21 protein-coding genes are annotated in these 18,469 nt (G+C 34.0%); 13 read left to right on the forward strand and 8 right to left on the reverse strand.

The features are described from left to right. Window positions 1-34: 34 nt before the first annotated feature. Both ACU8YW_RS09870 and ACU8YW_RS09875 read right to left on the reverse strand, forming a co-directional pair. A complete protein-coding gene (locus ACU8YW_RS09870; RefSeq protein ID WP_000162604.1) occupies window positions 35-259 on the reverse strand; it encodes a hypothetical protein in 225 nt (74 codons plus the stop codon). Between the two features lie 84 nt (window positions 260-343). After that, window positions 344-691, reverse strand: coding sequence for a DUF4257 domain-containing protein (locus ACU8YW_RS09875; RefSeq protein WP_060490074.1), 348 nt, complete (start codon window positions 689-691; stop codon window positions 344-346). Window positions 692-887: 196 nt separating this feature from the next. Here ACU8YW_RS09875 and ACU8YW_RS09880 point away from each other — a divergent pair, with 196 nt between their 5' ends. The 5 genes from ACU8YW_RS09880 (at window position 888) to ACU8YW_RS09900 (ending at window position 6,002) form a co-directional block, all read left to right on the forward strand. Then, on the forward strand, window positions 888-1,415 hold the full coding sequence (locus ACU8YW_RS09880; protein ID WP_262719801.1) for a DinB family protein: 528 nt from the start codon (window positions 888-890) through the stop codon (window positions 1,413-1,415). 182 nt (window positions 1,416-1,597) lie between these two features. Further along, window positions 1,598-2,647, forward strand: coding sequence for a ribosome small subunit-dependent GTPase A (gene rsgA / locus ACU8YW_RS09885; protein WP_088063100.1), 1,050 nt, complete (start codon window positions 1,598-1,600; stop codon window positions 2,645-2,647). A 206-nt stretch (window positions 2,648-2,853) separates the two neighbouring features. Next, a complete protein-coding gene (locus ACU8YW_RS09890) occupies window positions 2,854-4,836 on the forward strand; it encodes a HAMP domain-containing methyl-accepting chemotaxis protein (protein ID WP_097908268.1) in 1,983 nt (660 codons plus the stop codon). Between the two features lie 195 nt (window positions 4,837-5,031). Further along, entirely contained in the window at window positions 5,032-5,337 is a 306-nt protein-coding gene (locus tag ACU8YW_RS09895) for a hypothetical protein (protein WP_000539573.1), read from the forward strand. Window positions 5,338-5,633: 296 nt separating this feature from the next. After that, window positions 5,634-6,002 carry a DUF3979 family protein gene (locus ACU8YW_RS09900; protein WP_000965083.1) on the forward strand — a complete coding sequence of 123 codons (369 nt, stop codon included), beginning with the start codon at window positions 5,634-5,636 and terminating at the stop codon, window positions 6,000-6,002. A 36-nt stretch (window positions 6,003-6,038) separates the two neighbouring features. On the opposite strand, the gene ACU8YW_RS09905 is transcribed toward ACU8YW_RS09900, so the two are convergent. After that, complete coding sequence (locus tag ACU8YW_RS09905; protein ID WP_426933738.1) at window positions 6,039-7,079, reverse strand: YkvI family membrane protein; 1,041 nt, start codon at window positions 7,077-7,079, stop codon at window positions 6,039-6,041. A 241-nt stretch (window positions 7,080-7,320) separates the two neighbouring features. Here ACU8YW_RS09905 and ACU8YW_RS09910 point away from each other — a divergent pair, with 241 nt between their 5' ends. The 3 genes from ACU8YW_RS09910 to ACU8YW_RS09920 all read left to right on the forward strand — a co-directional run bounded on the left by ACU8YW_RS09910 (window position 7,321) and on the right by ACU8YW_RS09920 (window position 9,479). Further along, window positions 7,321-7,764, forward strand: a complete 444-nt coding sequence (locus ACU8YW_RS09910) for a Dps family protein (protein ID WP_000105195.1) — start codon at window positions 7,321-7,323, stop codon at window positions 7,762-7,764. A 107-nt stretch (window positions 7,765-7,871) separates the two neighbouring features. Beyond that, the gene (locus ACU8YW_RS09915) at window positions 7,872-8,327 is read left to right on the forward strand and encodes a DUF3939 domain-containing protein (RefSeq protein ID WP_060490081.1); all 456 of its coding nucleotides are present in this window, start codon (window positions 7,872-7,874) and stop codon (window positions 8,325-8,327) included. Window positions 8,328-8,534: 207 nt separating this feature from the next. Beyond that, on the forward strand, window positions 8,535-9,479 hold the full coding sequence (locus ACU8YW_RS09920) for an alpha/beta hydrolase (protein ID WP_097908270.1): 945 nt from the start codon (window positions 8,535-8,537) through the stop codon (window positions 9,477-9,479). 45 nt (window positions 9,480-9,524) lie between these two features. On the opposite strand, the gene ACU8YW_RS09925 is transcribed toward ACU8YW_RS09920, so the two are convergent. Next, window positions 9,525-10,526 (reverse strand): LLM class flavin-dependent oxidoreductase, encoded by a 1,002-nt coding sequence (locus ACU8YW_RS09925; RefSeq protein ID WP_048543155.1) that lies wholly within the window; start codon window positions 10,524-10,526, stop codon window positions 9,525-9,527. Between the two features lie 105 nt (window positions 10,527-10,631). Continuing rightward, window positions 10,632-10,823 carry a DUF3896 family protein gene (locus tag ACU8YW_RS09930; protein WP_048543153.1) on the reverse strand — a complete coding sequence of 64 codons (192 nt, stop codon included), beginning with the start codon at window positions 10,821-10,823 and terminating at the stop codon, window positions 10,632-10,634. A 240-nt stretch (window positions 10,824-11,063) separates the two neighbouring features. Here ACU8YW_RS09930 and ACU8YW_RS09935 point away from each other — a divergent pair, with 240 nt between their 5' ends. Next, on the forward strand, window positions 11,064-12,527 hold the full coding sequence (locus tag ACU8YW_RS09935) for a flavin monoamine oxidase family protein (protein WP_098649353.1): 1,464 nt from the start codon (window positions 11,064-11,066) through the stop codon (window positions 12,525-12,527). 84 nt (window positions 12,528-12,611) lie between these two features. Next, a complete protein-coding gene (locus ACU8YW_RS09940; protein WP_048543150.1) occupies window positions 12,612-13,196 on the forward strand; it encodes a GNAT family N-acetyltransferase in 585 nt (194 codons plus the stop codon). Window positions 13,197-13,220: 24 nt separating this feature from the next. Here ACU8YW_RS09940 and ACU8YW_RS09945 read toward each other — a convergent pair whose 3' ends face one another. Continuing rightward, a complete protein-coding gene (locus ACU8YW_RS09945) occupies window positions 13,221-14,123 on the reverse strand; it encodes an aldo/keto reductase (RefSeq protein WP_088063104.1) in 903 nt (300 codons plus the stop codon). A 165-nt stretch (window positions 14,124-14,288) separates the two neighbouring features. Here ACU8YW_RS09945 and ACU8YW_RS09950 point away from each other — a divergent pair, with 165 nt between their 5' ends. Next, entirely contained in the window at window positions 14,289-15,239 is a 951-nt protein-coding gene (locus ACU8YW_RS09950) for a CobW family GTP-binding protein (RefSeq protein ID WP_000613417.1), read from the forward strand. Between the two features lie 96 nt (window positions 15,240-15,335). Here the strand turns inward: ACU8YW_RS09950 and ACU8YW_RS09955 are convergent, their stop codons facing one another. Next, on the reverse strand, window positions 15,336-15,806 hold the full coding sequence (locus ACU8YW_RS09955; protein WP_088063105.1) for a GNAT family N-acetyltransferase: 471 nt from the start codon (window positions 15,804-15,806) through the stop codon (window positions 15,336-15,338). Between the two features lie 135 nt (window positions 15,807-15,941). Continuing rightward, entirely contained in the window at window positions 15,942-16,892 is a 951-nt protein-coding gene (locus tag ACU8YW_RS09960; RefSeq protein WP_149213401.1) for a metal ABC transporter substrate-binding protein, read from the reverse strand. Between the two features lie 267 nt (window positions 16,893-17,159). Here ACU8YW_RS09960 and ACU8YW_RS09965 point away from each other — a divergent pair, with 267 nt between their 5' ends. Then, entirely contained in the window at window positions 17,160-17,309 is a 150-nt protein-coding gene (locus tag ACU8YW_RS09965; RefSeq protein ID WP_000540925.1) for a hypothetical protein, read from the forward strand. Between the two features lie 115 nt (window positions 17,310-17,424). Continuing rightward, window positions 17,425-18,084: an oxidoreductase gene (locus tag ACU8YW_RS09970; RefSeq protein ID WP_048559679.1), complete on the forward strand. Its 660-nt coding sequence runs from the start codon at window positions 17,425-17,427 to the stop codon at window positions 18,082-18,084. Window positions 18,085-18,469: the final 385 nt, after the last annotated feature.

Raw genomic sequence — 18,469 nt, forward strand, 5'->3', positions numbered from 1 at the left:
TTCTAAATAAAAAGCACTGTTTTAGCTAATGTAACTAAAACAGTGCTTTTCTCTTTGATTGAACTGTTGCTGCATTTTCATCATGTATGCCTGCATCTTTAATAATTCGTTGTTTTGCTTTATTTAAAAGATGGTCTACTGCTTCACCAAAATAATTAGCTTCGCTTTTTGTGCGGGCTTCTCGTAAACATTTATAGTTTTCTAGCAGTTCCTCTTTTTCAGTGTTTGTTAAGAAATCTTCTATTTTCTTTTTTGTCATACGAAACACCCTTTCTTCTGACAAACGACGCAATAGAAAATATTTATTGTTTATTATAGCAATAATTTTTAAAGAAAGTATAGACTAACGTCGTAATAATTTGTCAATTTCTTGAATCTTCTCATCAGCTTTCCCAATTTGTTTATTTTTAGCCTGCTCACCACCAAGCGCTTGGTGCAGTAAGAAAGTCTGACCGGAAATAGCAGTCACAATGGATACTTTAATAATTTCTTTTATTAAGGTAACATCGAATAAAACGAGTCCAAGAAGTGCAGCTAGACTACCAGTGAAAATATCAGTCAAAAACCCAAAGTGAAAAAAAGTTTTCAAACGGCGTGGAAGCAATAACTTACCTTGGTTATTGATTAGATGGGAAACGAAACCGGTAATGCCACCAACGAGTATAGCGGTTAGCCATTGATACATTTCCATCGAATCCACTCCTTTTAGTGAATAAGATTCGATTCTTTTATATTGATTCCTTTTAATATTTCATAGAAGCATATTGAGAAAGTTTGTTTGGGTTTATTACGTATTCAATTTAATTATAACAGAAAAATCTGACATATTTCAGTCTATTATATGAAGCGGTTATTCCTTAATATGAATGTAGAAAGGGGTGCGTGAGATGAATATAGATTATCGAATAAGAAGTATGGATGGTTATACAAAAAATATAGGGGAATTAGTAAGCATGCTGGAGCATACGAGGGCTGTAACATTACAGGAAATAAACGATCTATCAGTTGAGCAAGTAGATTTCATTATGACGAGTGGAGGGAATTCCATCGGAGCGTTACTAAAGCATATAGCAGCTGTAGAAAAAGCCCATCAACTTATTTCATTTCAAGAGCGCGACTTTACAAAAGAAGAATTAGAAATATGGGAAGACGCACTGTATTTAGGGAAAGCGGGGAGAACAATCCGTGGTAATGAAATACAGTATTATATACAAATTCTACAAAGTGTTCGAGAAGAATCTCTGAAGTATTTGAATGAACAAGATGATGAATGGCTTATGTCAGAAAGAAAGTGGCCTAACGGTGTAGCGTATAACCAGCACTATCTGTGGTTTCATGTGCTAGAAGATGAGATTAGTCATCGTGGACAAATTAGAATGATGAAAAATAAAATGTTTGAAAATTGCGTTAAATAAGGTAGCTTTTTAAATAAATATTCCATATAATGAGAGTAATTAAAATGAGAACGGGGTGATGTATTATGGTGAAAATAACGTATATGAATCATAAACCAAATACAAAGGTGGATGGAAAGGGCGAGACTGTATAAGTGAGCGCACGATCCTTCCGCTTAGCTTAAACTAGGGAGGATATCAATTTGAATCAAAATATTTTAGAATCATTCGGCTGGGATTCTTTTTTTGAAGAACAAGCTGTAGAGAACTTTGAAGTAGGGCGTATTTTACTAGAGCATAAACATATATATCGAATTATTTGTAATGATGGTGAATATATGGCAGAGCTGTCTGGAAAGTTTCGGCATGAAGCAGTAACGAAGGGAGATTATCCAGCGGTTGGTGATTGGGTGTATATAAAGAAAATAGAGAATGAAAAGAAAGCAATTATTCATCGTATTTTTCAAAGAAGAAGCTCTTTTTCTAGACAAGAGGCTGGTAATCGAACGGAAGAACAAGTAATAGCAGCAAATGTAGATTATCTATTTTTAGTAAATGCACTTAACCATGATTTTAACGTAAGAAGAATAGAACGTTATTTACTATTAGCGTATGAAAGTGGTGCAATGCCTGTTATTGTTTTAACAAAGAGTAGCTTATGTGAAGACGTGGAACAGAAAATTGTTGAAACGGAAGCTGTGGCAATTGGTGTTCCGATCTTCGTCGTTGATAGTTTAAAGCATACTGGTATTGAATCGCTGCAGCAATTTGTTTCTTCAGGAAAAACAATTGCTTTAGTCGGGTCATCGGGGGTTGGAAAATCCACTTTGTTAAATGCACTCATAGGACTTGAAGTAGCAAAAACGGGAGATATTCGTGAGGAAGATAGTAAAGGAAGGCATACGACAACTCATCGTGAATTGTTCCGATTACCGAGTGGTGGTTTAGTTATTGATACTCCGGGTATGAGGGAGCTACAGCTTTGGGAAGGAAGCGATGCAATTCAAACAACATTTTCTGATATTGAAGAATTAGCAAAAACGTGCCGTTTTAGGGATTGTAAACATGAAAATGAGCCAGGGTGCGCAGTGCATAGTGCAATTGATAACGGAATTATTACGATAAATCGTTTGCAAAGCTATAAAAAATTACAAAGAGAACTGGCGTATTTTATGAGAAAACAAGATGCTATTCTTGCGAGAGCAGAGCGTGATAAGTGGAAAAAGATTTCTAAACAGCATAAAAAAATATGAAAAGCCAAAGGGTGGTTCCCTTTGGCTTTTTTTGTATTTGTAAATTTTATAATAATATTATTCAAATATATAGACAAAGGGAATTTAATTGTTTAAACTTTACAAAGTATTCATCGTAATAGATTATGAAAATAATAATTTAGGGATGGGAAATGTTTACAACTCGCTAGATTTAACTATTGAAATTGAAAAGCAGGAGGTTTGTAATGGGTAGACTATTAAATTGGTTTCGTGATATGAAAGTAGCAAAAAAACTACTAATTTCGTTTTTTGTCATTTTAATTGCGGCTGTCTCTATTATTGGAGGCATGTCTTATCAAACAGCTAAAAAGAACTTTGAATCACAAATTACGAGCAGTGCTCACGACAATATAAAAATATTAGATAATTTAATCAATCAAATGATTGAGGCGAAATTTAATGATGTAAATAATTTTGCACGGGTGATTCAAGGTAATATGTATCAAGGGGATAATCAAGATGAATTAAGAAAAATGTTATCTCAATATATTAATTTGAATAAAGATGTTGAACAAGTATACTTTGCTGGGAATGATAAGAAATTTGTGCAAGAACCAAATATACAAATGGCAGCAGACTATGATCCAACAGAACGTTCTTGGTATAAAGATGCAGTGGCAAAACAAGGGGGTATTGTCGTTACTGAGCCATATAAGGCGCAAGGAAATGGACATATTGTCGTAACGATTGCAAAACAAGCAGAAGATAAAAACGGTGTTGTAGCAATAGATTTAAGTTTAGATAATTTATTAAAAACAACAAAGTTAATCAATATCGGTAAAAAGGGATATGCTTTCATTTTAGATGGAAAACAAAAAATAATTGCACATCCTCAAGAAAAATCAGGAGAAAAAGCAGCTGATTCTTGGGCGAAGAAAATTTATGAAGATAACCATGGTGCTTTTTCATATATGTATGATGGCAGCGAAAAACAAATGGTATTTGCTACAAATGTAAAAACAGGTTGGAAAATCGGTGGAACGATGTACTCAAATGAAATAATTGAAGCTGCGCAGCCTGTATTTTATAATATGTTAATTGTTATGTTCATTTCATTAGTTATAGGCGGAGCACTTATTTATTTTGTGACACTTTCTATAACGAAGCCATTAAAAAGATTAGTTGCTACTTCTAAAGAAATAAGTGAGGGAGATTTAACGCAAACAATCGAGATTCATTCTAATGATGAAATTGGCCAACTTGCAAAAGGATTCAATGAGATGACAGATGCATTGCGAACGTTAATTGGAAGAATTAATACGTCGGCTGGACATGTTGCAGCAGCATCAGAAGAGCTAACGGCAAGTGTAAGACAAGCGAGTGAAGCAACTGAGCAAATTACAATGGCAATGGATGAAATATCGAGCGGGGCAACAACGCAAACAACGAGCGTAGAAAATGGTGCAATGTTATTATTTGATGTAACAGAAGGAATTCAGCATGTAGCAAATAGTTCATCATCAATTAGTATGGCTTCTGCTCATACTCGTGAAAAAGCAGAAGATGGCGGGAAACTAGTAGGAAAAACAGTAAATCAAATGCAGTCTATTGCAGAATCTGTTTCACAATCAGATGAAGTTATACAGTTGCTAAATAATAAATCAAAACAAATTGGTGACATACTAGAAGTCATTCAAAATATTGCAGATCAAACGAATCTTCTAGCTTTGAATGCGGCAATTGAAGCTGCAAGAGCAGGAGAGCACGGAAGAGGATTTGCGATTGTTGCAGATGAAGTACGTAAATTGGCGGAGAAGTCTAGTGTATCTTCTAGTGAAATTAGTAAATTAATATGTGAAATACAAGATGACATGAGTAAGACGGTAAAATCAATGGGGCATGTAAATGAAGAAGTTCAATCTGGACTTGTTATTGCGAATGAAACGAAGCAAAACTTTACTGAGATTTTACTATCTACAAATGAAATTGCAGATCAAATTAAAACGATGGTTGAAACGGCTAACGGGATGTCAAAAGGTGCAAATGAAGTGTCTATTTCAGTAGGTCAAATTGCAATGACAGCACAGAACAATGCGACGAGTACTCAAAACGTTGCAGCATCAGCAGAAGAACAACTAGCGTCCATTGAGGAGATTAGTTCGGCGGCTGGTACATTATCTCAAATGGCTGAAGAGTTACAAGGGTTAATTGAAAGATTTAAAGTTTAACAGAGGACAGACTATCTCCAAAATAGCAGTATGCTATTGGAGTAGTCTGTTTTTATTATGTAAAATGAAATGAGATTGAGAGTATCTTTATAATATTTAAAGGTATATTTTGTATGATATTTGTCGAAAAATAGAGGTATTTGTTTGCTTTGTGTATAATTATAATCGTATAAAATGCAAATAAAGGAGATTACTATGGGAGTTTATTGGGGTACCAAAAGACATTCTTGGCTTAGTTATGTCTCATTTTGGTTAAGTATTTCATTTTTTATTGTCTTTCTAATTGAAGTGTTTATTTTAAAAACACTTTCGAATAGTTCGGTGCAAATTGTTAAATATTTTTATTTTATACTTGTACCAGTAAACATCTTTCTTAGTTTAAAGTTACTCTTTAAGAAGAATGAAAAGAAAGCATTACCTATTTTTAGTTTCATCGTATCATTATTATTTACAATTTTAATACTAGTATTAGCGTTAGTAGCTACGGGGAAATTCTTTTAAGGGGAGTGATAAAAGTCACTCTTCTTTTTTGTGATTGTAAGGAAATACTAAGCGGAGGATGGACAAAGAGTGCATTTACTTATGTTTGATATGATTGGAAAGCGTTAGAAGCATATTAAGAAATATAATGAGAGACAATTCATATAATAATGAAGAGAATCAGGTGTTTTACATGCAATTATGAAGCAAATGAATACGGTAAAAACGACGATATATGGTACAATACATATGGATAGTGATAGAGATAAAGGGTATATAAAATACTCATCGTTTTTTAGTAAGAGAGGGGTTATCTTATGCTATACGAGGATTTGATGACATTATTTCAAGCAGCTCCGAAAGAAGAAGGTAGAGGCGGCTGGAAATATATAATCCAGGAACGAAATGATAAATATGAAATTGTTGATGAACTGTTGAAAAATCAAATGAGTGTTGAATTGTATTTTAATGAATATGATGAGGTGAAAATCACTTTATATAAAGATGGAATGCCTATTTCTACTATGCAAAGAATTGCGATTTCAAAAGTTGAATTAGACGAAGAGGAAGAAGGAATTCAATTCGTTTTAGAACGTATGCCTAGTCGGATGATTCGGTTGCAATTAAAGCCATATTTAGCACTCGAAATGGGGCCGTACTGGGAAGTATGCGATGATTGTGAATGAACATAAAAGAAGCATCCAATAACATGGATGCTTCTTTTATGTTTTTTGAAGTTGTTTAAAAGCAATAATTGGCAGTAAAATGATGCTGACCCATCCAATTATAGGATATAGAATGTGGAGTAATTCACTGTAACCAATGTAACTAAAGCAATAACTAATTAGTAAAATGAAGAAAATAATATTGTTACTTTTCCATCTGGTGATGGATTGAATTTGTTTTGTCATTCCGAACACATTACCAACTAAAGTTGTGAACACTTCACCGAAAATGATAAGAACAAAGAAAAAGTGAAAAGTTGCATTGAATTTTCTTATGACTTCAGCCATTGGGATATTATATTGATAAAATTGATCGACTGATAAAATAGCTAAATGGCTACATAATAAAATTAAAGAAAGTCCTGCACCGCCTAAAATACCGCCCCATAAAATGGCCTTTCGATCTTTTACTTCACTGGCTAACGGGACGAGAACGCTTTGGGCGAGAGAAAGATTTAAGGCGACATATGTAATAGGACTAGTAATCCACTTCATATTCCAGCTTTCTGCAGGAATAGTGTCACTAATAGGAGTTGTACCGTGAAAAAAAGTTGTAATAGCAAGTCCGATAATAAAAATCATCATAATAGGTACGACAAGTGTATTAACTTCAAAAACCCCTTGTAATCCGCGACTACCTATAATGAGACAGGCGATCAATATAATGAAAATACCAAGTTGTCTTGGTAAACGAAGTTGCTCTTCAAATACCGCCCCAGCTCCTGATAACATAACGCTCGTTACACCAAATAATACGAGTAATAATAGTGTGTTTACAACATTGCCAACTACATCCCCAAATAAATATTTGTTAAATTCTTGCGCTGAAAATGCACCGATTTGTGATGAAAGTAACATCAACTTTGTGCCAAGCCAAATAAAAAAAAATCCACTTACACATATGCCAATTGTTCCATATAATCCGTTCACTGTAAAAAATTCAACGATTTCTCGTCCAGTAGCAAATCCAGCTCCAACGACTGTTCCAATATAAGTAGCAGCGACCTTCTTTGCTACTTGCCATTGTTGATTGTCCATGTTATCCCTCTTTCTACTACGATGAGCTTGATTTACTATTATGCATATGTATGAGCTTGGACAATTAGACGTATGAAGTGTTTGAAAACATACATGAATTAAAAGATATTAGGGAAGTATTAAAGGTGTTAAAACTTTGTTACATATGAGCCAATCGTTCGAAAGGATAGGAAATGTATGGTAACATGTAACTAGGTTATTAAAAGATAAACATTATGAAATGATAAGAGGAGTGGATTGTATGAGTACGAAAACAAATGTTGTTGAAGTATTAAACAAGCAGGTAGCAAACTGGAATGTGTTATATGTGAAACTACATAATTATCACTGGTATGTGACAGGACCACACTTCTTTACGTTACATGAGAAATTTGAAGAGTTTTACAATGAAGCTGGAACAAATATTGATGAATTAGCAGAACGTATTTTAGCGTTGGAAGGTAAACCGCTAGCGACAATGAAAGAATATCTTGCAACATCTAGTGTGAGTGAAGGGACAAGCAAGGAATCTGCAGAAGAAATGGTGCAAACATTAGTGAATGATTACTCTGCACTTATTCAAGAATTAAAAGAAGGTATGGAAGTTGCTGGCGAAGCTGGCGATGAAACATCAGCAGACATGTTGTTAGCGATTCATACAACATTAGAACAACATGTATGGATGCTAAGTGCGTTCTTAAAATAAATATAAGTATATAAAGAAAAAAGTCATTGAAAAATTCTTTCAATGGCTTTTTTTGTCATTTTTCAGTTTTCTTTTATGCTATAATATAGTAAAAAGGAGGCGATGCAATGTTTCGCTTTTTCAGAACTGGAAAAGAAGAGCGTGAAATTACGAAAGATGAATTAGAACAAGCGATGGCTAAGTTTCTAGAAACGAATGCTAATATTGTTTATACAGTATTAGTAAATGATGATTATACAGTAAATTATGATTTGTTAAAGCCGTATTTACTTGCATTTCCAACAAATAGTTTTCTTATTACGAAGGAAACGCTTGAGGTATTTGAACATACAGAAGAAAATCTAAACCTAGTTAAAGAAATTGATATCGTACAAAAAGCAGTAGATCAATACGTAACAGAAAAAGAAATGTTTCCAATTGTTGAAGGTAGTGAAGATCGCCTTATATGCGGGATGAAATTAGGGCCGTATTTAAATCGTATATTAAAAAGAGACTTATATATTTCAGAAAAACACTATTTAGTTTCAAGTAAACCAGACAGAAAAAAACAAAAGAGTGGGTAGATGTATTGAAAACAACAATAAATATATTGTTGTCTTTTTTTGTTTAGTAAAATATTGATTTTTCAGTTTATTAAATTTTATACTAAACTTATTGGACGAAGAGAAGTAATGATTAAGTATTGTTAGCGTGAGTTATATACAGTGATTACAGAATGGTATAAAGGTTTGAGAAATAAATATTATAAAAGATTACGGGGGAATGGATGTATGAAAAATAGTATGACTTACATTCAATTATTAAATGAAACGTTACATTGTTACGCAAATAAAGGGAGTTTGGAAGCGTACACTTATATAATGGAGCATGCTAAAGGTGTAGTGGGGAATAAAGCGCAAATATATAATTTTAAATATGCGCTAGCGAGTGCAGCGGGGCTTGAAGAAGAAGCGTTACAGATAATGAAGGAAGCTATTATAGACAATGGATTTTGGTACGGAAATGAGTATTTAATTTCGGACGATGATTTAACACCACTACATAAATTTGAAGAGTTTCATAAAATGGTTCAATTATGTAAAGAAAGAGAAGAATTAGCAAAGAAAACAGAACGAGCAGACGTGAAATATTTAGACAGCAATAAAGAAGGAAAACTATTTATTGCAATGCACGGGGATCAAGAAAATATAGAAATAATAGAACCATATTGGAAATCTGTTTTGACACAAGATTATACGTTAGCTTTACCACAATCTTCGCAAATTCAGTTTTCAGATGGATTTGTTTGGGATGATAAACATAGAGGGAAAGAGGAATTAAAAGAGCATTACGTTATGTTTATAGAAAATCATACAGTAGAAAGTGTAATAATTGGTGGTTTTTCTGCTGGCGCAAGAGTAGCTTTGTATACAATTTTACAAAAAGATATAGATGTAGATGGTTTTATTTTTGTGGCGCCGTGGCTTCCAGAGATTGAAGAATGGAATGAGTTGTTGGAAGTGTTACAGAATAAAAATATAAAGGGATATATAGTGTGTGGGGATCAAGATGAAGATTGTTTCGAATGTACGCAGCAATTTGTACAATTATTAAGAGATAAGAATATAGAACATGAGTTTAAAGTTATACCCAATTTAAATCATGATTATCCTAAGGATTTTGATGAACTATTAAAAGAAGCTATTGAATATATAGACGACAAAAATAATAAGTAGTAAAAAAGGGAGATGCATCATAATTGATGTATCTCCCTTTTGTCATTATAAATGAAAAGCATTTGCTAGTAAGCGATAAGAATTCAATTTATCTTCAAATCGATGAGTAATTGTGACAATCATAAATTCATCAGTATTGTACGCTTTGCTTAAGTTTACGATTTGTTCTTTCACAGAAGATGGATCACCGACGATCATACGTTGACGATTTTCTTTTATACGGAATAAATCATAAGCGCTGTATGAATAATTTTGTGCAGTTTCGATAGAAGGAGTACCAGTTGTACGCTTTCCTTGTTCTAGTAATAAGATTGATAAATCTAAACTAGAAGCAATTTTTTCCGCCTCTTCATTCGTTTCTCCGCAAATAACAAAAATAGAGACGATTGATTTTGGTTTATCTCCTAAATAAGAAGGTTGGAACTGTTCTTGATAAGCATTCATTACTTCAGGGCCACCGTATCCGTTAATGAACTGTGCGAATGCAAAAGAAGCACCTTGTTTTGCGGCAATCATTGCACTCTCTCCGCTAGAACCAAGCATCCACATCTCGGGAGATGTTGGAATGACAGGAGTAGCCTTTAAATTTGCATAATGATGGTTTTCTGGTACTTGATCATGTAAGTACATTGCAACATCTGCAATTTGTTCTGGGTATTGATCAAGTGAGACCATTTTGCCTTCTTGAAGTGCGCGAGTTGCAATTGGCATACCACCAGGTGCTCTGCCGACACCAAGATCAATACGATTTGGATAAAGCGCTTCTAAAACACGGAAATTCTCAGCAACTTTATATGGGCTATAGTGTGGCAACATAACACCACCTGAACCCACTCTCATACGATCTGTTTTTGCTGCAATATGTGAAATAAGTATTTCAGGACTTGAACCAGCAAGGCTGACAGAGTTGTGATGCTCCGATACCCAAAAGCGTGTATATCCGAGTTTTTCAACTTCTTGCGCAAGTGTAACTGTATGTGAAAAAGCTTGGGCTGCTGTACTACCATCTGAAATAGGTGATTGGTCTAATACGCTTAATTTGATCATAGAATATACCTCTCAATCTTAATGTACATCCTATTATATATTTACTTACGAAAAATGCGTAATAAAATGCTCAAAATAAAAAGTGGATAAATTCTATATTTACTTTTAACGAGAAAATCCTCGTTCATAATGATTCATTTCGGCTAAATTTAATATATATTCGTAGTTATCAATCTCAAGTTTTAGTTGTTCACGCTCTTTTTTAGATAGATGCTTACAACTAAGTTTGTTGCATAGTTGTTGTTTCTTTTCTTCTAAATACTTCTTTGTAGCGTGGTAGTCGTAAGTTTGTTTCATTTTTAACCACTCCTTCTTTGCTGTTGCTATATTATACGAAGCGTGAAGAGGTGTGAAAGCTAACTCTTATGTACTTTTAGTGAATATTCCTCTTTCTATGTTGTTATGTTTATAGGAATTTATGAATAAAATGCACTAAACCACTAATGCCCATAAAAGCCCGATTGGTTCAACTAATAATCAGTAGGGGAAGACCCCCCACTGATTATAGTTTCACTTTATGAAGTAAGGGGTGGAATTGTGCAGAAAGATATAATGTATAACACTGAGATGGATGAAACGTTAAAAGTTATAAATAAAGGGTTAAAGAAGACGACTCGTCCGAAGCGAATTATAGTAGTAGGGGCCGGTATGGCTGGGTTGGTTTCGGCATCTTTATTAAAAGCTGCAGGACATGATGTGAAGATTTTTGAAGCAAACAACCGGGTAGGTGGCCGCATAGAGACGGTTAGAATGGAAGATACCGGATTATATTTAGATGTTGGGGCAATGAGAATTCCGTATTCGCACACATTAACAATGGCATATATAAGAAAATTCGGGCTACAGGTAAGCCCTTTTATTAATAGGAATGAGACAGATATCGTTTACGTAAATGGCCGAAAAACGACATTAAAACAATATGAAAAAGATCCAAGTATATTAAAGTATCCTGTGGAAATGAATGAAGTTGGGAAAACGTCTGAGGAGCTATTAATGTTAGCGGTGCAGCCCATTATAAATTTTATAAAAAAGAACCCAGAGAAAAATTGGGATATTGTAGTAAAGGATTTTGGGAGATACTCTACAGGACAATTTTTAAAGTATTACCCTTATCAATATAATACTTACTTTTCACCAGTAACAATCGAGATGATTGGTGTTTTATTAGATTTAGAAGGTTTTTTGGAAAGGTCATTTGTTGAGACGTTACGCTTTTTATATATTATGCAAGTGGAGAGTGGATTTTGTGAAATAGTAGGCGGGAATGATAGATTACCGAAGTCCTTTTTACCACAATTAGAAGAAAATATTATATATAATCAAAAATTAATGAAGCTACAACAACATGATAATGGTGTGACAGCTTTCTATCGAAACGAGGAAACTTTTGAGTATAGTAGTATTACAGGGGATTTAGTTATTATTACAATTCCATTTTCGACAATGCGCTTTGTGGAAGTAGATCCATTTAATTCTATATCTCATGAAAAATGGAAAGCAATTCGTGAATTGCATTATATGCCAGCGACGAAAATAGGAATTCAATTTAAAAGTCGATTTTGGGAAGAACAAGGACAATTAGGTGGCAGAATTATAACGGATTTACCAATTCGTTACGCCTATTATCCAAGTCACGGAATTGGAGAAAAAGGACCTGCTATGATGTTAGGAAGCTATACATGGTCTTATGATGCGTTGTTATGGGATGGGTTATCAAAAGGTGATCGTATTTATTACACACTACAAAATTTAGCGACCATATTAGGCGGTCAAGTATATGATGAGTTCATGTCTGGCATATCAAAAAGTTGGACATTGGATCCATATGCACTTGGAGGATTTGCGCTATTTCAGGCAGGTCAAGAATCTGAGCTACAACCAGCGATTATAAAACCAGAGGGGAGATTATACTTTGCAGGTGATCATACAACGTTATATCACGGATGGATACAAGGTGCAATTGAATCTGGAGTTCGTGTAGCGGTAGAGGTAAATAATTAAAATGTATAAAATTCAGAAATTTCTTTACTGTATAGTTTGAGATGGATATTATTATATATAAAAGAATTAAAAGGAGTGTTGAAAGTGAATCCGTTATTATTTGATTTTCCTTCTGAATTTTATACTGATAGGCTATTTATTCGAATGCCGAAACCGGGTGACGGTAAATCTGTATACGATGCAATTCAAGCTTCTATGAAAGAATTAAAACCTTGGATGGTTTTTGCACAAAAAGAGCAAACAGAGGAAGAAGTAGAAGTGAGCATTAGAAAATCGCATATTCAATTTTTACAGCGTGAGGATTTAAGATTACTAGTTTTTTCGAAAGAAACAGGTGAATTTATTGCATCAGCTGGATTGCATCGTATTAATTGGGATATACCTCAATTTGAAATTGGGTATTGGATTGATTCAAGGTTTAGTGGAAAGGGTTATATGGTAGAGGCTGCAAAGGGTATAACAGATTATGCTTTTTCTGAGCTGAAAGCAAATCGCGTAGAAATTCGATGTGATTCTTTAAATAAGAAGAGTAGAGCGATACCTGAGAAATTAGGATTTAAGTTAGAAGGTACATTGGAAAGTGCGAGTGTAGCGGTAGATGGAAATGGATTAAGGGATATGTGTGTATTTGCCATGACTAGAAATACATATGAAAAAGAAGAGCTGTAAAGAAACAGCTCTTCTTTTTGTGTATTATGGTACAGGATGTCCATTAGAGCTTTCGAAAATTGTAAACCATTGTTGACGATCTAAATTAACTTTTGTAGCAAGGGCGGCTGTTTTAACACGATCTAATTTACCAGATCCAACGATTGGCATCATGTTAGCTGGATGAGCAAGCAGCCATGCATACATAACTGTATCGATGCTAGTAACATCTAGTTCAGTAGCAACCTTCTGTAAAGTTTCACGTAAACGTACAGCACGTTCTGATTGACCAGTAAAGATTTCTCCGCCAGCAAGAGGCGACCAAATCATAGGATTGATTCGCTTTTCTTGGCATAAATCAATTGTCCCTTTTTCGAAATGTTCAAGCTGCATCGCAGATACTTCAATTTGATTTGTAATGAGCGGGAAATCTAAATAAGAACTTAACATATTAAACTGTGAAGGTAAAAAGTTAGATACACCGAAGTGACGGACTTTTCCTTCTTGCTTTAAGCGTGAGAACGCTTCTGCTACTTCATTTGGATCCATAAATGGATCAGGGCGATGAATGAGCAGTACATCAATATAATCTGTATGTAAGTTTTGTAGTGAGTCTTCCGCGCTTTTTATTATATGTTCAGCACTCGTATTGTAGTGCGCAACATATCTCTCTGGAAATTTTGGTGATGGGGGAGCGATTCCACATTTTGTGATAATTTGCATGTCTTCGCGTAAGGAAGGCTTGAGTTGTAACGCTTCTCCAAATAATCCTTCACACGTATATCCGCCATAAATATCAGCATGATCGAAAGTAGTAATTCCCATATCCATACAAGCTTCCATAAAAGAAAGTAACTCTTGCTTTGGCATATTCCATTCTGCTAAACGCCAAAAACCTTGAATAATACGAGAAAATTCTAGTGTTTCGGCCATTTGAACTCGTTCCATTATAAGTACCTCCTTGATGAATGAATCATTTTTTGAAAAGGCTTTCTTGCTACATATTATTATATAGTTACAGTGTCGTACATACAATAAATATGTTTTGCTACAAAAACGATTTTCTCTATATGCTATAATGTAAAAACATATAGCTATAAGGAGATGTACGAAATGATTCCAGTAACAATATTAACTGGTTTTCTTGGATCAGGGAAAACGACATTATTAAATCGCATTTTATCAGAAAATCACGGTCATAAATTAGCAGTGATTGTAAATGAAATAGGACAAATTGGTATTGATAATCAGCTGATTATGAATGTCGAAGAAGAGATTATGGAGATGACGAATGGATGTTTATGTTGTACTGTACGTGAAGATTTACTAGTCGCTTTAAAACAATTACTGGACGTAAAAGCAGAAGGTAAAATGGAATTTGATGGATTAGTAATTGAAACGACTGGTCTTGCAAATCCAGGTCCGATTATTCAAACATTCTTTTTAGATCCTGTGATTCAATCTGCATACCAAATTAACGGCGTTGTAACAGTAGTAGATAGTTATCATATACATAAACATTTTGAAAAAGGACTAGAAGCAAAGGAACAAATTGCATTTGCTGATGTCGTTTTAGTAAATAAATTAGATTTAGTGGATGAAAGTGAAAAGGAAAATCTATTGCAGGAACTGCAAGGTATTAACCCAACTGCAAAGTTAATCGAGGCGACTAACTGTGATGTAGATATTCCATCGTTACTACAAATTCAAACGTTTAAAACGAAAGATACGTTACAAATTTATCCTCATAAAGAGCATAATCATCTAGAAGGGGTAAAGTCGTTTGTACTACGCGAAGAGCGACCGTTAGATTTACAAAAACTAAATGAGTGGATGTCAGCTGTCGTTCAAGAGCTAGGGGAGTATTTATATCGCTACAAAGGAATTTTATCGATTGATGGAGTAGATAAACGTATCGTTTTCCAAGGTGTGCATACACTGTTTGCTGCATCATATGATAGAGAGTGGCAAGAGGGCGAAGAACGAGTAAGTGAAGTTGTGTTTATCGGAAAAGATATTAATAAAGAATGGTTCCAAGAACATTTCGGGGAGTGTGTGAAATAAGTCTGCATATATTGCAGGCTTATTTTTTAACTTAACTAAGTATTTTGTAGAAAAATGCTAGATTGCAAAAAACGAAGGATAATAAAAAGCCTGTTTTCACAGGCTTGTATGTTCATCTAATAGTAACTCCATTACAACACCTACAACTGGACCTTCGTCATCAATATCACCATTTAAACGGAAACCAAATGACTCGTATAATCCCATTGCGAGTTTGTTGTCTGGATGTAAACTTAAATAAATTATTTTACATTCAAATTTATCTTGTAAGAATTGAATGAGTATGCGAAGGAAACGTTTTGCGTATCCTTTTCCTTGATATTGCTCGTCAATCATAAAGCGATCTAACCACACACTTTTACGTTTTTCCCAATACCATCCATACATTGCGTATCCTACAAGTGTTTCTCCATCATATAAACCTACTGACGTTCCGTTTCCCTCATATAATGATTCTGCTAGAGAAAACGCATTGCTTTCAATAAATTGCTGCTGGTCTTTTGCGACGTTTAAAGCAGCTACCGAACGCCAATTTTTTGCTGTAACTTCACAAATGTGAAGAGTCATAATTCCAACTCACCTTCTAAATTAATATAGCTTAAAAGCTAATATGGATAATTTTACTTGTTATTTTGGTCAAGTCAAGTAAGAACAAATAAAAAAGAAGCTGAATGACATATTCAGCTTCTTTTAAAAATTTGATTAGTTAGTAGCTTCTTTTAATGTATTTACGTTTTCTTCCATTAAAGTGAAGTAATCTTTATTGCTCTTCGCATCATCTTCAGAAATAGTAGCAAGATGATTTAAGCGTAAAATTTTTGTACCCGTCTCTTTTTGAATTACGGACGCTACCTTTGGTGTAGAGAATGTTTCAAATAAAATATATTGTAGATTATGTTCTTTTACTGTTTTTGTAATGTCAGCAAGCTGTTTTTGAGATGGTTCATTAGAAGCTGAAATACCAGCGATAGCAATTTGTTTCAGGCCATAGCGTTGTTCCCAGTATCCATAAGCCGCATGAGAAACTAAAATGTCTTTCGTTTTTGCATTCGCAACAGCTGCTTTAAATTGATCATCTAAATCAGTAAATTTTGTTTGCAGTGCTGCGAAATTTTTTTCGAACTCTTGTTTATGATCAGGCTGTAATTCTACAAGTGCAGTTTTAATTTTTTCTGCCTGTTTCATTGCTAGAGTAGGGTCTAACCAAATGTGTGGGTCTTTATCGTGATGATGTTCATCCTCTTTATGACCGTCTCCGTGATCATGATGCTCTTCTTCAGTAGAAGTACGCAGTTCAATACCTTTTGATGCATTTACAATTTTAACATTTTCTTTTTGTAATGCTTTTTCCATTTTTTCAGCAAATGGTTCTAATTCAGCGCCGTTATAAACGAATAAATCGGCTTTTGCAACTTGTACTGTTTGTTTTTGACTTGGTTCAAATGTATGTGAATCTGCACCAGGTGGGTAAATCGCTTCAACAGTTACATAGTCGCCACCAATTTTTTTTGCAAAATCTGCAAGAGGAAAAATAGTAGTATAAACAGTTAGCTTTCCGTCTTTCTTGGCATTACCTTCTTTTTTATTTGAGCAGCCAGTAAAAATTAAAGTGAAAATAAGTAAGAATGAAAATATAGTCAATCTTTTAGGCATGAAGTTCTCCTCTTTTCTTTTTTTACGGATATATTTTCCCCAATTATAGAAGAAAAATATCATTTTAATACAAAACGGAATAATTACGTTTTAGTTTGCGAACTTAGTATAATACATCTTTTATAAAGTTGCAATAAATAATAATCATTCCGATTTGTTTTTGTTATAAAGTTGTCAAATTTGGATGTATTATTTTTAGGAATGCATGCATATGTGACAACGCTACGTTCATATATTTGAAAGGAGGGTGTAGAGGGGGATGAGTGTTTGGGTTACTTAATGGAAGCTATTTTATTGATATTAGCGGTAGTATTACCATTAGCATTAGTCTTAATTTTTTTAAGAAGATTAATAAGTAATTTAGGAGATGCATCAACAGTAACAAAATTGCGAGAGAAAGATGAGAAAAAAGAGTGAGTAAAGCACTATGCGTACGCATAGTGCTTTACTTGTGGTAAAATGAGAGCAGGAAACTCCTAAAAGTTGTATTTTACTGAAGGAGAGAAAAGTAAAATAAGAGGTATATGCATATATGAATAAGCGAACAGCGTTAGTACTTGGTGCAAGTGGTTTAGTTGGACAAGAGATAACGCGTCTATTACTTGAATCAGATTACTACGATTCGGTTACTATTTTTGTAAGGGAACCAATGCAATGGCAACATGAAAAATTACAGCAAAAGCAAATAGATTTTTCGATGTTAGAGGAATATAAAGAGTTTTTTGCTGTAGATGACGTATTTAGTTGTCTAGGAACAACAATCAAAAAAGCAAAAACAAAGGCAAATTTCAAAAAGGTAGATTATGAATATACGTTACGAGCTGCTTGTTTAGCTGAAAAACAAGGGGTACAAAATTTCCTTGTTGTGTCTTCAATGGGAGCAAAACCTAAATCGTTTTTCTTTTATTCGCAAGTTAAAGGGAGAATGGAAGAGGAATTACAAAAGTTAGTCATTGGTGGTATTCACATTTTTAGGCCATCTTTATTAGTAGGAAATCGACAAGAATTTCGTTTCGGTGAACGAATGGCTGAAAAGTTATCTCGTATCATTCCTTTTATATTTAAAGGGGCTTTCAAAAAGTATAAACCAATTTCAGCGAAAGATGTGGCGAAAGGGATGTATATAACTGCATTGAGAGAAGAAACGGGTATTTATATTTATAACTCAAATGAAATTACAACGATAGAATAAAAAACGTGAAAAATGGCATGTATTAAAAATCAAGTTTGAATCTTGAATGAATAGTAAATACATGTAGTTTAGCAATTATAAGAAAGTAAAAAAGGAGTGGGAATCCCACTCCTTTTTTACGATAATTTATTATGCAAATCGCATTCTTATCCCGCTATTTGTGGACAGCAAAACCCCCGCGGATTAAAGTTTCACTTTATACGTCTCCAACTCTAGTACGACAAGTGACCTCGTTTATTGCAATGCTATTTTTAGAGTCGTATTATACTAACGGATGATTTCGTCTTATAAGAATGTTTCACTTCATTTGAAAATATACTACTATCATATATCCATTGTTTGTAATGCCAATAAATCAAATGGAATATACTTTCTATTTGGAAAT

The sequence above is a fragment of the Bacillus pretiosus genome, from assembly GCF_052947655.1.

Bases quoted from the DNA above. Each gene is read 5' to 3' on its own strand.
- ACU8YW_RS09925 (WP_048543155.1), bottom strand. From the start codon at position 10,526: ATGATCAAATTAAGCGTATTAGACCAATCACCTATTTCAGATGGTAGT.
- ACU8YW_RS09890 (WP_097908268.1), top strand. From the start codon at position 2,854: ATGGGTAGACTATTAAATTGGTTTCGTGATATGAAAGTAGCAAAAAAA.
- ACU8YW_RS09915 (WP_060490081.1), top strand. From the start codon at position 7,872: ATGTTTCGCTTTTTCAGAACTGGAAAAGAAGAGCGTGAAATTACGAAA.
- ACU8YW_RS09960 (WP_149213401.1), bottom strand. From the start codon at position 16,892: ATGCCTAAAAGATTGACTATATTTTCATTCTTACTTATTTTCACTTTA.
- ACU8YW_RS09970 (WP_048559679.1), top strand. From the start codon at position 17,425: ATGAATAAGCGAACAGCGTTAGTACTTGGTGCAAGTGGTTTAGTTGGA.
- ACU8YW_RS09880 (WP_262719801.1), top strand. From the start codon at position 888: ATGAATATAGATTATCGAATAAGAAGTATGGATGGTTATACAAAAAAT.
- ACU8YW_RS09910 (WP_000105195.1), top strand. From the start codon at position 7,321: ATGAGTACGAAAACAAATGTTGTTGAAGTATTAAACAAGCAGGTAGCA.
- ACU8YW_RS09875 (WP_060490074.1), bottom strand. From the start codon at position 691: ATGGAAATGTATCAATGGCTAACCGCTATACTCGTTGGTGGCATTACC.
- ACU8YW_RS09955 (WP_088063105.1), bottom strand. From the start codon at position 15,806: ATGACTCTTCACATTTGTGAAGTTACAGCAAAAAATTGGCGTTCGGTA.
- ACU8YW_RS09950 (WP_000613417.1), top strand. From the start codon at position 14,289: ATGATTCCAGTAACAATATTAACTGGTTTTCTTGGATCAGGGAAAACG.
- ACU8YW_RS09870 (WP_000162604.1), bottom strand. From the start codon at position 259: ATGACAAAAAAGAAAATAGAAGATTTCTTAACAAACACTGAAAAAGAG.
- ACU8YW_RS09945 (WP_088063104.1), bottom strand. From the start codon at position 14,123: ATGGAACGAGTTCAAATGGCCGAAACACTAGAATTTTCTCGTATTATT.
- ACU8YW_RS09920 (WP_097908270.1), top strand. From the start codon at position 8,535: ATGAAAAATAGTATGACTTACATTCAATTATTAAATGAAACGTTACAT.
- ACU8YW_RS09895 (WP_000539573.1), top strand. From the start codon at position 5,032: ATGGGAGTTTATTGGGGTACCAAAAGACATTCTTGGCTTAGTTATGTC.
- ACU8YW_RS09900 (WP_000965083.1), top strand. From the start codon at position 5,634: ATGCTATACGAGGATTTGATGACATTATTTCAAGCAGCTCCGAAAGAA.
- ACU8YW_RS09905 (WP_426933738.1), bottom strand. From the start codon at position 7,079: ATGGACAATCAACAATGGCAAGTAGCAAAGAAGGTCGCTGCTACTTAT.
- ACU8YW_RS09930 (WP_048543153.1), bottom strand. From the start codon at position 10,823: ATGAAACAAACTTACGACTACCACGCTACAAAGAAGTATTTAGAAGAA.